Source organism: Mucilaginibacter aquaedulcis (assembly GCF_030409325.1).
In the GTDB taxonomy this organism is placed as follows: Bacteria; Bacteroidota; Bacteroidia; order Sphingobacteriales; family Sphingobacteriaceae; genus Mucilaginibacter; species Mucilaginibacter aquaedulcis.
Map to the genome: position 1 here is coordinate 819,536 of NZ_JAUFPR010000002.1, position 15,355 is coordinate 834,890.

Sequence of the window (15,355 nt, forward strand, 5' to 3'; positions counted from 1 at the left end):
TGTTTGGTTAACCCTGCTTTTTACTTTGATTCCGGATCTGTCATCCGGGTTTCAATATTGAAATAACGTATGATCAAACGGTTATCGCTGTTTTTGGTAAAGTAAGATATGGCCCAGCTAAAAAATATTGTCCCTTTATTGGTAAAACCGGCTAATGACATAATATGTACAACGCCCCAAATAACCCAGGCTATAAAGCCCTGCATATGTATTTTACCAATATCAGCAACTGCCTTATTGCGCCCAATTGTAGCTAATGATCCCTTATCATTGTACTTGAACGGTGTCGTAGGTTCGCCGTTAATAATATGTACTATGTTTTTAGCCAGGTGCCGCCCTTGCTGTATGGCAGTTTGAGCAACTCCCGGATATCCATTAGGGGCATCGGCAGTTATAACAGCAGCTACATCACCTATGGCAAAAATATTGGGATAACCATTTACCCTATTAATTTCATCGGTTTGGATACGATTGCCTTTAGTGATACTGGTTTGAGGCACTCCATCAGGTACTTCACCCTTTACGCCTGCTGCCCATAACACATTGCGGGTTAAAATAGTTGTACCGTCATCAATTTTAAGTTCAACACCATTATAGCTTTGAACATGCACACTGTTGAATATAGTGACATCCATATCCAATAAAAATTTATTCGCCTTAGCGGAAGCCCCTGGTGAAAACGAAGCCAATAATTCGGCTTTTCCTTCAATAAGGTATACTTTCATGTTATGCTTGCGCAGGCCATGATAATCTTTCATTAATATCAGTTGCCTCATTTCGGCCAGTGCACCGGAAAGTTCTACGCCTGTTGGCCCGCCTCCTACCACAACAAAAGTCATTAGGGCTGCTTTCTCTTCCGGGTCTTTCGCTATCAATGACATTTCCAGGTTTTGAAGTATCAGACTTCGCAGGTTTAATGCTTCAGGGATATTTTTCATGGGCATGGCAAAATGCTCAATCTCTTTATTTCCGAAAAAATTGGTGTTTGATCCGGTGGCAATAATTAGGTAATCAAAGTAAATAGTACCAATGTTGGTATCAATTGTATTGTTTTCAGGATTAATGCGCTCAACTTCTGCTAGTGCAAACCTGAAATTGTCTTGTTTGGTAAATATTCTCCGGATAGGAAAAGCTATAGAATCAGCAGCTATACTGCCCGCAGCCACCTGGTAAAGTAATGGTTGAAAAGTATGATAGTTATGCTTATCAAGCAAGAGCACATCAACCGATGCGTTTTTAAGGTTTTTAGCCAATTCAAGCCCCCCAAATCCTCCCCCTACAATTACTATTCGTGGTTTTGCACTCTTTTTTTGATCCATAGAGAAATTTTATAGCAAGTATAATGCCTTAAAGCCCTAATTGTATTAATTATTTCATAATCAAATTGTAAAATTGGGTAGATAATTATTTTATCATTTTTTAACACATTTTAAACAAAATACACTATAATTTCATACTTTTAGCACATTCTGTTTAATTTAATGAAAATTTTGCACCCTTAGGGGTTATATAATTGTTAAGAATGACTAAAATCAATCAAGTTTCATCAATTTCTAACTCATTACCTAAAAATAAGAGGCTATACGTAATAAAAATAGGTGGAAACGTTATTGATAACTCCGAAAACTTACATCATTTCCTGAAAGATTTTAAAGGATTGGATGGGCATAAAATATTGGTGCATGGCGGCGGCAAGGTTGCAACCCAAATAGCCGAGGAGCTTGGTATTGAAGCAAAGCTTATTGATGGCCGTCGTATCACGGATATTGAAACACTAAGAGTGGTTACTATGGTTTATGGAGGCCTCATAAATAAAAACATAGTGGCCCAATTACAACGCTTTGGCAATAATGCGATAGGCCTTACCGGAGCCGATGGTAATTTAATAAAGGCCAAGAAACGTCCTGTAAAAACTATCGACTATGGTTTTGTAGGTGATCTTGATGAAAGTTCCATAAATGCAGCAAATATTAGCAGCTTAATAGAATCGGGCTTTACCCTTGTTTTTTGCGCCTTAACACACGATGGTGAAGGTCAGTTGCTTAATACCAATGCGGATACTATTGCCTCGGCACTGGCAGTATCACTATCATCATTATATGAAACTACCCTTATTTATTGTTTCGAGAAAAAAGGTGTATTAATAGATATTGATGATGAGGATTCATTGATCCGGGAAATTAATCCAGCGCATTATGAAGAATTAAAAACACAGAAAATTATACACAGCGGTATGCTGCCTAAGCTTGACAATGCCTTTACGGCTATTTCATGCGGGGTAAAAGCTGTTATTATTGGCAAGTCTGATGATTTAGGCCAGTTAAAAGAGAATAAACCATTTGGAACACGTTTAAGCAAGAGCGCATGAATTCATCACAGCATTTATCAATATTAGGTTCTGGCAACATCGGGCTGTCATTAGCCAAAGGCTTAGTAAAAGCAAATATTTGCAAGCCGCAGCAAATTACGCTCACACGCAGAAACGTAGCTGCACTGGCAGATTATTCACAGGAAGGTTATAACACTACAGACAATAACATTAAAGCTGTAAGAAAAGCCGATATTATTGTTTTGGCAGTGCTTCCACAGCAGCTTAACAAACTTCTTGACGAAATAAGACCCGTAATAAAACAGGATAAACAACTACTTATTTCTGTAATATCGGGAGTAAGCTGTAATGATATTCGCCAACATCTGGATATGAATGTTCAGGTAATACGTGCTATGCCTAATACGGCTATTGCTATAGGTCAATCCATGACATGTATTGCTACTGACAGCGGCACTAATAAAAATATCAATTTAGTTAAATCACTTTTTGATACGGTGGGTGTAAGCATCCAGATCAATGAGGAGCTCATGACATCGGCTACGGCTCTTTGCGCCTGCGGCATCGCCTTTTTCCTGCGTTCTATACGTGCAGCATCACAGGGTGGCACAGAGATTGGCTTTCATGCTCATGATGCCTTAAAAATGGCCGCACAGACTGCTAAAGGCGCTGCCGATCTGCTATTGCAGCTTTCATCGCATCCGGAGCAGGAAATTGATAAAGTTACTTCACCAAGCGGCTGTACAATTGCCGGTTTAAATGAAATGGAGCACCACGGCTTTAGCTCGGCTATGATAAAGGGTATCAGACTTTCGGCCGAAAAAGCTGGGGATCTTTATAAAAAGGCCGAATAAGCATTTCCCCTTTAAGGATTAGGAAATAAACATACAGAAAGAAATATAATATCAAACACTAAAAGATGCTCTCCTGCGATAGCACTTACGCATTAAGCGTTTATTTTTAAAAATGCTAACAGTTGAAAAAATTGGCGGAACCTCTATGACCGCCCTAAATGATGTTATCAAAAACATCATCTTATTTGAACGTACCGGACAACAATTATACAATCGCATTTTTGTGGTATCGGCTTTTTCAGGAGTAACAAATCTATTGCTCGAAAACAAAAAGACCGGTGCTCCTGGTGTTTATCATCGCCTGGCTAACTATAAAGATTTTCACAAGCCTTTAAAAGCTTTAATAGTAAAGCTTAAACAGATCAATAAAAACTACGAGAGTCTTGGTTTGGATATTGAAAAAGCTGATAAGTTTATAGAACAACGTATTATTGATGCCCAAACCTACCTCGAAAACCTGGCAAATATTTTGGCTTCGGGTTATGTGAGTAAGGATGGTATTTTACAGGCCGCACGTGAAATCCTCGCATCTATAGGCGAAAGTCATTCAGCTTTTAACTTTACCAATATCCTGCAAAATATGGATATCAATGCAACTTTTGTTGATCTGAGCGGCTTTCATGATCATCGTTCGCTCACCATTGATCAGCGTATAAAAAAAGATCTGCAACAGATTGATTTTGAAAATACCATAACCATAGTAACCGGCTATACAAAAGGAACTGAAGGTATTATGCGTGAATTTGACAGAGGCTACTCAGAGGTTACTTTCAGCAAAATTGCCGTTGCGGTTAAACCTCAGGAGGCTATTATTCATAAAGAATACCATTTATGTACGGCCGACCCTGAATTGGTTGGAGTTGATAACTGTTTCCCTGTCGGTAATACCAATTATGATGTGGCAGATCAGCTTGCAGATGTAGGTATGGAGGCGATTCATCCAAAAGCTTCAAAACCATTAGAGATAAACGGCATAAACCTTCGCATTAAAAATACCTTTGAACCCGAGCACCCCGGCACTTTAATAACCCGCGAATACATATGTGATACAAAGCGTGTTGAGGTGATTACTGGCACCGAAAAGGTTACCATGATTGATGTCTATGATCCTTCTATGGTTGGTAATGTGGGTTCCGATTTTCACATCATGCAGCTCTTTCACAAATTTGGTGTAAGCTATTCTTTTAAGGCTACAAGTGCCAATAGTATCTCTATTGTTATCTGGGAAAAAGACTTCAACAAAAAACTGATACAGGAGCTGGAAAGCGACTTTGAAAAGGTAACTGTAGAAAAAATGGCCATGGTTTGTTTGATCGGCTCTAACATGGATCAACCGGGATTATTAGCCAGATCAACAACCGCCCTGGCTCAAAGCGGTATTAATATTAAAAGCTGCGGCTTGGCCCTGCGCAAAGTGAATATTCAGTTTTTGGTTGCCCGTGAAGATTTTAAAGAGGCAATCAAGGCACTGAATAAGGCTATGATATAAGCCTTAAAGAAGCAGGCTACTTATAGCCAACTCTTTTGTAACTTTCCCGTTAGGTAACTTTTATAACTGAGCCCTTTTACGCATATTTAACTTTCACTTAAGTTTCATATGCGTAAAACTTTACTCCTTTTATTTACCACTCTTTTTTCTCTAACTGTTTTTGCTCAAAAACCCGCCAAAAAGCCATTAGATCATTCTGTTTTTGACGGCTGGCAGAGCATTAACAATCAATATATAAGTAATGATGGTAAATGGGTTTTATATGTAATTAAAAAACAGCAGGGTGATGATGAATTGGTGATAGCCGACGCTAAAAACAACAATAAAATCAGGATACCACGTGCAGATACTGCCTGCTTTAGTAACGATTCTAAATTTGTCACGTTTCTGATCAGGCCATTCTATAAAGCTATTCGTGAAGCCAAAATCAAAAAGAAGAAGCAATCCGACTTTCCGAAAGATACCCTTGGGATAATTAAGCTCGGTTCCACAACAATAAGTAAGATACCGGCAATACGATCGTTCAAACTATCTGTTAACGCTCCTGTGGTAGCTTATTTGGCATCTGCTGATACTGCTAAAAAAACTTCACCCAATGATACCTCCAAAAAAGCAGTTAGTGCAACCATAGCGCCAGCAACCCACGAAGGAAGTGATTTAACTGTGGGTAAATTACATGATAAAACAATCCGCACATTTAAATATATAACCGATTATCAACTAAGTAAAAACGGGAAACTACTTGTTTTTGCTGTAACTGCTCCCCAAAAACAAAAGGAGTTGCAATCAGGCTTGTATGTTTATGACATTGAGAAAAGCGACATAAAAAAGGTTAGTACTGGACGTGGCAATTATCGCAATATCGTTATTGACGATGCCGGCCGTCAAATAGCCTTTACGGCTGAGAAAAATCCGGAAAAAGCATTGGTTAAACCTTTCAAACTTTATTATTATACTAACAACCGCGATAGCGCAGAAATTATCGCGGCTGCCGGCACAAAGGGCTTGCCACAACAATGGGCTGTTAGCGGTGAAGGTAAAGTATATTTTAGCAAAAGCGGGAGTAATTTATTTTTTGGAACAGCACTTATCCCGAAACCTGCAGACACTACCATTGTGGATTTTGAAGTAGCTAAGTTGGATATATGGAATTATAAAGATGATTATCTGCAACCTCAACAACTAAAAAATTTACAGTCTGAACTCAAACGCAGTTATCTTGCAGTTATAAAGCCAAATGAACTACAACCCCTTCCTTTACAATTGGGCAGTATGGCTATTCAGGAAATTCAGGTAGCGGATAACAAAGATGCTCGCTACGTTTTAGGCGTTACGGATACAGGTGCCCGTGTACAAGCCCAATGGGAAGGAGGAACCAGGCAGCAAGCCATTTTAATTGATACTAAAAGCGGTAACAAAAGGGTCATCAATGCGAGCACCAAAGCCAGATACCATATATCTCCGGATGGTAGATATGTGATCTGGTTCGACCTTGAAAAACAGAACTGGTATTGTTATACCATTGCTACCGGCCAGAAAAACAATCTTACCGCCAACATAGGCACCAAAATGGGCGACGAGTTAAATGATGTACCCGACTATGCCTCTGATTATGGATTGGCCGGATGGGTACAGGGTGATAAAGCGGTATTGTTGTATGATCGTTATGATATTTGGAGTATTGATCCGGCAACCAATACAGCAACTAATTTTACTAAAGGTATTGGCCGTAAAAATAAACTGATCATAAGGTATGCCATGACAGATCCGGAACAAAAATTTATACCGGCAAATAAACGCATGTGGTTACAAACACAAAACGAGGTGAATAAACAATGGGGATTTTATACAAAATTCCCGGAAAGTAACACTGCTCCGCAAAAGGTATCTATGATTCCGATGAGTTACGGCGACCTGTTAAAAGCTAAAAATGAAGATACTTATATTTATACCAAGGCCAGCTATGAATCATCGCCTGATTTGTACATATCAACCGATCTTAAAAAAGAGGTCAAACTTAGTGATATAAACAAACAACAGGCTGAATATAACTGGGGCACGGCATCATTAGTAAGCTGGACAACAACTAAAGGTCATCAATCTCAGGGTATTTTATATAAGCCTGAAGACTTTGATCCCACCAAGAAGTACCCAATGATCGTATATTTTTACGAAAAGCTTTCTGATGGATTATATAATTATATAACTCCAGCCCCTACTCCTTCCCGCTTACCTATATCGTTTTTTGTAAGTAATGGCTATTTGGTTTTTGCGCCTGATATTAGTTATCAAACTGGCCATCCAGGCGCTTCAGCTGTAGAGTATATTAATTCGGGTGTAGAGTCATTAAAGAAAAATGCATGGGTTGATGCCGTGCACATAGGCATTCAGGGTCAAAGCTGGGGTGGCTATCAGGTTGCCTACCTCATTACACAAACAAATATGTATGCAGCGGCATGGGCGGGTGCTCCAGTGGCCAATATGACCTCTGCCTATGGTGGTATTAGGTGGGAAACAGGCGTGAACAGGCAATTTCAATACGAAAGAACACAAAGCCGTATTGGCGCTACTTTATGGGAAAAACCCGAGTTATACATTGAAAATTCTCCGTTGTTTCAACTTCCTAAAGTACAAACTCCGGTTATGATCATGAGTAATGATGCTGATGGAGCCGTGCCATGGTATCAGGGTATTGAAATGTTCACAGCTTTACGCCGCTTAAACAAACCCGTATGGTTACTGCAATATAATGGCGAGGCACATAACCTGGTGCTCAGGCAAAATCGTAAAGATATTACCATACGTGAACAGCAATTTTTCGATCATTTTTTGAAGGGGGCTCCCCTGCCTGTTTGGATGGCCAAGGGTGTACCGGCAGTTGATAAAGGTAAAGACTGGGGATTTGAATTAGTAAAGTAACCACTATCTATAAAACTAAAAAGGCCGGTAATACCGGCCTTTTTAGTTTTATAATTCTCTATTTGTGTCCCACTTTTCCAGGTAATCCGCAACACGGCGTACAAATGAACCGCCCAATGCCCCGTCAACCACACGGTGATCATAAGACAATGACAGGAACATCATGTGTCGTATGGCAATCATATCGCCTTCCTTAGTTTCAATTACGGCAGGTTTCTTTTTAATAGCACCTACAGCCAATATGGCAACTTGTGGTTGATTAATAATAGGTGTCCCCATCACATTACCAAAAGAGCCAACGTTAGTTATGGTAAATGTACCATCCTTTACATCATCGGGTAATAATTTACCTAAACGAGCCCTGTTTGCAAGATCGTTTACTGACTTGGTTAACCCCAACAGGTTTAACTCATCGGCTTTTTTAATTACTGGAACTATAAGATTCCCACTTGGCAACGCGGTTGCCATACTGATATTTATAGCTGCTTTCTTAATGATCTGAGTACCGTTTACGGTAATATTGATCATTGGAAAATCTTTAATGGCTTTTACAACTGCTTCGATAAAGATAGGTGTGAAAGTAATTTTTTCACCCTCGCGCTTTTCAAAGCTATTCTTAACCTTTTCGCGCCACAGCACCAAATTGGTTACGTCTGCCTCAACAAATGAAGTAACATGCGGCGAGGTTTGCTTACTCATTACCATATGATCGGCAATCAAGCGGCGCATCCTATCCATTTCAATAATTTCATCCGATCCTGATACAGAAGAAACAGTTCTTGGTGCATCCTCCGTTTTAACTGATTGCGCAACAGCAGCTGGTTCAGCTACAGGTTGTTTAACCGGCTCGGTTACAGGTGCCCGCGCAGACGAATTAAATGAAACCGGAGCCTGAATAGGTTTATCGATTTTTTGTCCATTTTCAGGCGCTTGTCTGTTCTGAAGGTAGCTTAACAGATCATCCTTGGTCAATCTTCCGTCAGATCCACTTCCGGGTATCCGATCAAGCTCATCAGTTTTAATACCTTCCTGTATAGCTATATTTCGCACCAATGGCGAGTAAAAACGTCCTTCGCTTTTAAATGTTTCAGGTGCCGAAACTGAGTTATGCTTTTCTAATTGATCAATACCTGGTACTGTAACAGGCGCGGTAAAATGTTGCTCTGCTTGCAGAGCTGTATTTTCAACTTTCGGAGTTTCTTCTGCTGGTTGTGGTGTAGCAACAGGTTCAGGTTCATTTACAGCAACTTCATTGGTTTCAATAATTGCTATTACGGAGCCTACCTGAACCACATCATTTTCTTTATAAAGCTGCTCTACTAATTTACCAGTTACAGGCGATGGAACATCTGAATCAACCTTATCGGTTGCTATTTCCATTACTGCTTCGTCGGCATCTATATGATCTCCTGGATTTTTTGTCCATTTAATTATAGTTGCTTCAGCAACGCTTTCACCCATTTTTGGCAATAATAGTTGGTATTTGGCCATGTTAAGATTATAGTTTCATTTCAAAATTAAAGATTTCGATCTGTACTTTGCAATTTATGTTAGTAAAGTATTTAACATTGACAAAGCCGCTATCGCGCTTCGTTCAATATTTTGCCGGCGTTTATTACCAAATGTGTATTTCTTTATTAACATTTTATCCTTGCCGGCAACTGCAATCCACACTGTTCCAACAGGTTTATCCTCGGTACCACCGTCTGGCCCGGCTATGCCGGTTACTGCTACAGCAAAATCCGATTTGAAGTTAAGCAAAGCCCCCTGAACCATCTCTTTTGCAGTTTGTTCACTTACTGCTCCGTATTGGTATAATGTTTCAGGATTTACACCCAAAATACTTTCTTTCAATTCATTTGAGTAAGTAACGCCACCACCAAAAAACACCTTGGATGAACCGGGGTGCTGCGTAAACAGATGCGATAGATAACCTCCCGTACAGCTTTCAGCAACGGATAATGTAAGTTCTTTAGTTGCCATTTTATCAAGAATAGCTTTTTCAAGAGCAACATCCTGATCAATTACAAAAAAGCTGCCCACGCGCTCAATTATTCTTTGCGCAAACTCATCTATCTTTTGTTGTAGTAATAACTCATCCTCGCCAAACGCGCTCAACCGTAAACGCACTTGCCCTAATTTGGGTAAATACGCCAGTTTAATATAGGTCGGAAGATCATTTTCAATATCAGCAATGCGCTCGGCTAAAAATGATTCGCCCTCACCTACCGTTAGTATGGTTTTATGAATAATTGCCGGAAGTTTCAATGTAGCCTTTATTTTGGGCAATACGGTTTCTTCCATCATATACATCATTTCAAATGGTACCCCCGGCATAGAAACGTAAATAACACCTTCCTGATTGAACCACATACCCGGAGCTGTACCGTTATGATTTGGTACAACTTCGCAATTGGCCGGAACATACGCCTGTAGCCTGTTTACCTCCAGTAACGGGCGGTTATATTTGGCAAAAATGTTTTTTACATTATCAAGCGCTTCCTGGTTCTCAACAAGGTCAACTTCAAAATATTCGGCCAATGTTTTTTTGGTAATATCATCTTTAGTTGGGCCAAGGCCTCCAGTGATAAAAATGATACTGGCACGTTCCGATGCTTCTTTTAAAGCCTTTAAAATGTGTTCACGATCATCAGATATCGAAGATATCTGCTTAACCCGAATACCTATTTTATTAAGTTCGGTGGCCATCCAGGCCGAATTGGTGTCAACAATTTGACCTATGAGTATCTCGTCGCCAATGGTTATGATTTCTGCCAGCATTGTATTAATAAAAGCTTCCGTTATTTGTGTAATCGTTTCTCTTGCTCAATTTCAGATCCTGCAAAATAGTTGATTTTACTTTCAAAGTAACATTATATGATTTTAAATAACCAAAAGGAATCCATTGAACAGACAAATCCCAGCAGTGCAGATCACGGTAAATGGAAAACGAGGTAGCACTACCAAGCTTAGCTGCCTTAATATCATAGTTAGTGGAGTATTGAATCTTCCACTTTTGCGTAAGATTAACATCACCGGAAATTTGAACTGTATTGCTTGTTGAAGTAACATTATTAAAATTACTATAACTGTAACTGTAATTAAAAGATATATTCCATGGAACATTAAAATCAACGTAAGCATTCGGGTCGCTGTTTACAAGGGCAAGCCTTTGAGCTTGCGAAGCATTCATATTTTGCAGGGTATTTACACCAGGTGTTGCGGGGGCATGCGCCTTAGTTGAATTTAAGCTGCCACTCATTGATATACTTAGGTTGCTCAATTGCGGAAACTTGCCATCCTGCCAGGTATACCTGTTTATTTGGGTGGCGTATTTTACAATGGTATTGTTTTGAATAGAGTCGCGGATCACAGTGACATAAGGATTAAAACTTCCCTGGAAACTGATATTAAGTTTTTGATTAAAAACTGCAGTGTGACCCGAAAAAGTAATGGGCGACAATTTCATTGAATCGGCCGCAAAATTGTAGAAGGTTGAAAAAGATAGACCTTGTAAGATAGTCACTTTCCTGTCAATCCCAGATGTATCTGTACTTTTAGCCTTCACTTTTGCTTCAATTGTATTATCTAAACTAAAGTTAAGTCCTGCTTGTTTGCCCGGTGAAGGCCCGCCATAAACAGCTCCGTCAAAAATGGAATACTTTTGCGAAGTATAAGGATAAGGAATGGAAGCCTGACTCACCGCTGTTCTATAATAGCCATAGCCTGGATCAGAAAAATCCGGGCGGTAACCAAAGCTGATTGATGGAGTTGCTACGTGCCTTATGGCCTTTAAATTTCCTTTTTTAAAGTTTATTTGCCCATACAATTTTGTTGATAAGCCAGTACTTAAACTATATTCACCTGCACGCTTAAAGCCTGGAATAGTATCGGTGATCAACTGATCGCCGGTACCTATACTGCCACGCTCAAATCTTTTAGTTATACTTTGAAAATACCAGCGCTCGGTGTAATTCACACTACTGTTAAACTGAAAGTATTTAAGCACATTTAAACCTAAACTGACTGGTATCTGATGCTGAAAACCATTTTGTAAACGTTTTGACAACGTTTCGCTTTTAAAAAGTTCAGACTCAGGAACATCATTCACTTTATTGGTAGCGGTCATGTTATAACTAAGGGTAATTTTCTGATACCATTTTTGTTCGCCTACTCTATCCTTTGAATCAAATGGATTTATTGACGACATACCAAAGGCAACGGTAGGTAACTCTAATGTTATTGTTTTACGGGCTATATCCTGGCTGTGTGATAATCCAACAGTTAAGTTAAAAGGCGTACCGGCCCACGTTTTGCCATATGATATACTTGAACGCAAGCTACTTTGAGCTATCTCACCCACATTAACTGTTCCTCTCGTGTTCCTGAAAAAGCCTGAGGTGCCGGCGTTTACCGATGCGCTGAAAGTAGAACCAGGGTTAGCGTTAGGATCCTGCGAGTGTGTCCAGTCAATATGCACGTCCTTAACTGCAGGGTCTCCGGGAAGGCCATAGTTATGCGAACCAAAGCTCAGGGCAAGGTTACCAGTGTATTTGTACCTTTTTAAATAACGCATTACACTGTTTAACTCATATGATCCCTTTGAATATACGGTAGCAGTAGTGGTAAGGTCAATATAATCGTTAAAGCCAAGGTAATATCCAAAGTTTGATAGTTTAAACCCAAGCTGCTGATCTTCACCAAACGTAGGCAGAATTACTCCAGACGTTCGCTGGTTAGGTTTCGGAAAAAAGCCAAATGGAATGGCCAAGGGTAAAGGGATGCCCTCTATTTCCAGGTATGCCGGTCCTGAAATGATCCTGTTCTTTTCACCAATTCCCCGGGTTATAACAATACCAAAGTGAGTATCCGGGTAAGGCAGATCGCAGGTACTGAATATCACGTTACGGTAAGCAACCTCAGTTTCGTTTAACTTTTTTGCCTGTCCGCCTGAAATAAAGTTACCGTCCTGTTCAGATGCCGGGTTATACAGCTTTCCCTTTTTTGTTTCATAGTTAAACAATAAAGAATCTGAAGACACTGGTTTATCATTTTTTTGCTTTGATATAGGTCGGCCTATGTATCGTTTTGTGCGAGGGTCAACACTTCCGCTGGCAAATATAACGTGGTTCTTTTGATCAACCCTGATGTAATCAGCATCAAGTTCAAAATCTTCATAAGTTACCCGAGCTCGGCCATACAGATATAAAATATCCTTAACATTATCAACATGGGTTGAGTCTTCAGCTACTGCCTTAACTTCCGACTGAATACCACCGTTTTTGGAAGTATCATTTGCAGCAGCAGGATTTTTACCTACAGGGATTGCTCCATTCTTTTTGCCCTTAATCAGATTTCCCTTCTTAGTTGTATCTCGTTTTATAACAGTATCCGTCGCCGGGATCAAGTTATAATTCTTATTTAAACCAGTATTTTCGGGATCTGTTACAGCTACACCTGATGTATTTGACTTTGTTTTCTTAATTTTAAGCAGTTTTTTGTCTCGTACAGAATCGAGTTTTATAATAGTATCAGCAACAGGTTTGCTGCTATAACCCTTATGTGTACCTTTGCTTTCGGCAACAAGTACACTTACCGTTAAAATAATTGCAAGCGAAAAAAAAAGGGTTGTAAATTTCAAAATTGATTGTGAATAGTATTTTTGCAGATAAAGTTAACAGCGCTCAAAAATAATGAAAAATAAGGCATTGAAAAGATTGATTTATAGTTTATCGGTATTGGTGACGCTCCTTTCATTTTTCCCGGTTACATCTTATGGCTTCATAAAAAAAGATACAGTTTTAAACGACTCAAAAAAAGATACAGTTCCGGCCAACACCGGTTTTAAAATCAAAACTATTATTATTGATCCGGGGCATGGTGGTGCTCCTTCAAGTACAACCGGTCACTTTTCACATGGAGCATCTGGTTCATTTTCCAGTGAAAGAAATGTAACGCTTGCAATTGGCCGAAAATTGCAAGCTGCAATAGAAAAAGAAATGACCGGCGTGAAGGCAGTAATGACCCGAACCACTGAAGATGACGTTTCTTTTGAAAGACGTGCAGAGATAGCTAATGAAAATAAAGGAAACATTTTTGTATCTATCCATTGCAACTCGCTTTCTGACAGACATATCACCAAAAAAGTGGGGACTAAACGCCATAAACCGGTATATAAAACCATGAGCGTTCCGGACAGATCAGGCAAGGGTGTTTTACTATTAGTTTATGGATTAAAGCGTACAAGGGAAGCCGAAAACGAGATCAAAAAAAATCAGATAGAAGGTGAATCCGAACTTGACGGTGGTGCCTTAGACCCGAACGACCCGGTAACTATTATTTTAACAAATGAGTATAAAAGGAAGTTCAGACAGCAAAGCATAAACCTGGCGACACTTATTAATAAAGAATTTGTAGATACCGACGGCAGACCGAGCGAAGGTATCAGGGAGCAAAGTATTTATGTTCTGTGTCACAGCTCAATGCCATCTGTTTTAGTAGAAACAGGTTATATCAACAACCCTGACGATGAAGCTTATTTAAATTCAGAGGATGGCCAAAATGAGATTGTTAATTCAATTGTAAGAGCCCTTACTAACTATAAAAACGAAGTCGAATTGGTTTCAAAGTAATATAGATTAGATTTGCTACTAAAACAAAAGCCCGAATAAAAAGTTAAAATACACAAACTACCTAACTGAACAACATTAAAACTATAACCACACTACTTAATGAAAATCTCAAACGAAACAAAAATAGGCGCACTCACGGCCATAGCGATCACTATACTCATATTAGGTTATAGCTTTTTGCGCGGAAATGATGTTTTTTCGAGTTCAAATAAATACTATGCCGTTTACAGAAGTGTGGAGGGCCTGGCCTTAGCTAAACCGGTATTAGTTAACGGTTTTCAAATTGGCAGGGTGTCAAGCATGAAACTCCAACCCGATGGACATACTATTGTTGAGTTTAAGATTGATCCAGATTATGTTGTACCTAATAATACACTCGCTAAATTGTCAAGTACCGACCTTTTAGGTAGTAAGGCTATTGTATTTGAGCTGGGTAACAGCAAAGTACCTGCAGAGGATAAAGATACTTTAAAGGCCGATATACAAGGCAGCCTTGCGGAAAGCCTGCAGCCAATTCAGAAAAAAGCAGAAATGCTGATATCAAAAATGGATTCATCTTTAGCGGCTATAAACAAAATTTTAAATCCTGACTTTCAAAAAAATGTGGACCGCAGCTTTATGAGTATTGCCAATTCATTGCAAACGCTTGAAGGCACAACAAAAAAAATTGACAATTTAGTTGCTTCTCAATCGGGCCATATCAATGGTATATTGACCAATGCAGAAGTTGTTTCTGGCAGCTTAAAATCAAGTACCACACATTTAAATGGTATGACTGCAAACTTTGAAAAAGTAAGCAACGATATTGCCAACGCCAACATCAAGCAAACGCTTGATAATGCTAATAAAGCAATGACCGACCTGCAGGCTACCATAGCTAAAATCAATAATGGCCAGGGTTCATTAGGCTTATTGATGAACGATGATAAAATGTATAAAAACCTAACAGATGCCTCAAATAATCTGAATAATCTGTTTATTGACTTAAAGGCTCATCCAAAACGCTATGTAAGCTTCTCCGTTTTTGGTGGCAAAAAAGATTGATTTAAGGAGCAAAGACTCCGAGAATAAGGACATAAAATAAGTAAGGCCAGCGATAATCGCTGGCCTTACTTATTTTATAGTTCCATGT

At 39.3% G+C, this 15,355-nt stretch carries 10 protein-coding genes; 6 read left to right on the forward strand and 4 right to left on the reverse strand.

Annotated features, from left to right (window positions below; all coding sequences use genetic code 11):
• Nucleotides 1-20: 20 nt before the first annotated feature.
• A complete protein-coding gene (locus tag QWZ01_RS08010) occupies nucleotides 21-1,319 on the reverse strand; it encodes an NAD(P)/FAD-dependent oxidoreductase (RefSeq protein WP_290322781.1) in 1,299 nt (432 codons plus the stop codon).
• 203 nt (nucleotides 1,320-1,522) lie between these two features.
• Between QWZ01_RS08010 and argB the strand changes: the two genes are divergently transcribed.
• The 4 genes from argB to QWZ01_RS08030 all read left to right on the forward strand — a co-directional run bounded on the left by argB (nucleotide 1,523) and on the right by QWZ01_RS08030 (nucleotide 7,591).
• On the forward strand, nucleotides 1,523-2,368 hold the full coding sequence (argB, locus tag QWZ01_RS08015) for an acetylglutamate kinase (protein WP_290322782.1): 846 nt from the start codon (nucleotides 1,523-1,525) through the stop codon (nucleotides 2,366-2,368).
• Complete coding sequence (gene proC, locus QWZ01_RS08020) at nucleotides 2,365-3,183, forward strand: pyrroline-5-carboxylate reductase (RefSeq protein WP_290322783.1); 819 nt, start codon at nucleotides 2,365-2,367, stop codon at nucleotides 3,181-3,183. The genes argB and proC overlap by 4 nt, the downstream gene beginning before the upstream one ends.
• A 112-nt stretch (nucleotides 3,184-3,295) precedes the next feature.
• Nucleotides 3,296-4,672 (forward strand): aspartate kinase, encoded by a 1,377-nt coding sequence (locus QWZ01_RS08025; protein ID WP_290322784.1) that lies wholly within the window; start codon nucleotides 3,296-3,298, stop codon nucleotides 4,670-4,672.
• A 108-nt stretch (nucleotides 4,673-4,780) separates the two neighbouring features.
• Entirely contained in the window at nucleotides 4,781-7,591 is a 2,811-nt protein-coding gene (locus QWZ01_RS08030; RefSeq protein WP_290322785.1) for a S9 family peptidase, read from the forward strand.
• Nucleotides 7,592-7,639: 48 nt separating this feature from the next.
• Here the strand turns inward: QWZ01_RS08030 and QWZ01_RS08035 are convergent, their stop codons facing one another.
• From QWZ01_RS08035 to QWZ01_RS08045, 3 genes are read right to left on the reverse strand one after another with little or no spacing between them, the layout of a single operon-like run.
• Nucleotides 7,640-9,082 (reverse strand): dihydrolipoamide acetyltransferase family protein, encoded by a 1,443-nt coding sequence (locus tag QWZ01_RS08035; protein WP_290322786.1) that lies wholly within the window; start codon nucleotides 9,080-9,082, stop codon nucleotides 7,640-7,642.
• 54 nt (nucleotides 9,083-9,136) lie between these two features.
• Entirely contained in the window at nucleotides 9,137-10,372 is a 1,236-nt protein-coding gene (locus tag QWZ01_RS08040) for a competence/damage-inducible protein A (RefSeq protein ID WP_290322787.1), read from the reverse strand.
• A gap of 4 nt (nucleotides 10,373-10,376) precedes the next feature.
• A complete protein-coding gene (locus QWZ01_RS08045; protein WP_290322788.1) occupies nucleotides 10,377-13,232 on the reverse strand; it encodes a putative LPS assembly protein LptD in 2,856 nt (951 codons plus the stop codon).
• Nucleotides 13,233-13,284: 52 nt separating this feature from the next.
• Between QWZ01_RS08045 and QWZ01_RS08050 the strand changes: the two genes are divergently transcribed.
• The gene (locus QWZ01_RS08050) at nucleotides 13,285-14,223 is read left to right on the forward strand and encodes an N-acetylmuramoyl-L-alanine amidase family protein (RefSeq protein ID WP_290322789.1); all 939 of its coding nucleotides are present in this window, start codon (nucleotides 13,285-13,287) and stop codon (nucleotides 14,221-14,223) included.
• 99 nt (nucleotides 14,224-14,322) lie between these two features.
• A complete protein-coding gene (locus QWZ01_RS08055; RefSeq protein ID WP_290322790.1) occupies nucleotides 14,323-15,267 on the forward strand; it encodes an MlaD family protein in 945 nt (314 codons plus the stop codon).
• The last annotated feature ends 88 nt before the right edge of the window (nucleotides 15,268-15,355 follow it).